Source organism: Streptomyces sp. NPDC002130, assembly GCF_040296465.1.
Taxonomy (GTDB): Bacteria; Actinomycetota; Actinomycetes; order Streptomycetales; family Streptomycetaceae; genus Streptomyces.
In genome coordinates, this window is the sequence record NZ_JBEOXI010001154.1 from 1 (window position 1) to 1,113 (window position 1,113).

A 1,113-nucleotide genomic window follows, 5' to 3' on the forward strand; every position below is an offset into this window, starting at 1 on the left:
ACCCGCACATCGGCTACACGGCCGCCACCGACATCGCCAAGGAGGCCCTCGCCACCGGCCGCGGTGTTGCCGAACTCGTCCTGGAGAAGGGCCTGTTGCCAGCCGAAACCCTCACCGCCCTGCTGCGTCCGGAGGTCGTCGCGGGCAGCGGCCAGGCCCTGGCCTGAGGTGCGCATGGAGCCAGTCGTGTCTCCTGGCCATCCACACCGGGCACTGTTCGCTGTCGCAAGGGTTGCCGCACCCGCGTCTGCGGTATAAGTTTCAGGCTGAAACTGAAACAAAAACGATCCGCGGCTGAAGCGGCCGCGACGAGATGCAAGCCACGAAGGAGGGGACTCGCTGATGACTTCCACGCTGAGTCGAGCACTGGCCAACTACCCCAACAGGTTCGACCCCGCAGCGCTCGCCGGCCTGCCTGAGCGATTGCAGTCCACCGTCAAGCGGCGAAACAGCGTGCTGGGCCCTGGTTACGCGCTGAACTACCGGGAGCCGGTCGAGTTCGTCTCCGGTCGAGGCGCTCACCTGTTCGACCGGGAGGGCAACGACTACCTTGACGCTTACAACAACGTGCCGTGTGTCGGTCACGCACACCCGCACGTCGTCGAGGCCGTGTCACGCCAGATGGCGGCGGTCAACACCAACACGCGCTATGTGCAGGAGTCACTCGTCGACTACGCCGAGCGCCTCCTCGCGACCATGCCCGAAGGGCTCTCGAGGGTCAGCTTCGCGTGCAGCGGGTCGGAGGCGAACGACCTGGCCATGCGCGTGGCTCGCTTCCACACGGGTGGCGAGGGAATCGTGGTGACTCGCTGGGCTTATCACGGTCTCACCCGCGAGGTTGCGAGCTTCTCGCCGACGCTCGGCGCGGGATCACCGCTCGGGCCGAATGTGCGGCTCATCGATGCTCCCGATCCGCGACTCGTCCCGCCGGGTTCATCGCTTCCCGACCACATGCGAAGCCAGGTGCGCGGCGCGATCGACGACCTCGAGCGCCACGGCTACAGGCTTGCGGCGCTGATCACCGACTGTGCGTACTCCAGTGACGGCCTCTTCACCGACCCCGTCGGTTACCTGCGTGACATGGTCGAGGAGGTGCACGCCGCGGGCGGCGTG

General features: G+C 66.8%; 2 protein-coding genes. Both read left to right on the plus strand.

What is annotated here, in order from left to right; all coding sequences use genetic code 11:
- A partial coding sequence (locus ABT116_RS49210) for an aspartate ammonia-lyase (protein ID WP_351648135.1) occupies positions 1–167 on the plus strand: 167 nt, incomplete at its 5' end.
- Between the two features lie 175 nt (positions 168–342).
- Positions 343–1,113 (plus strand): aminotransferase class III-fold pyridoxal phosphate-dependent enzyme (locus ABT116_RS49215; protein ID WP_351648133.1); only part of this gene is annotated, 771 nt, incomplete at its 3' end.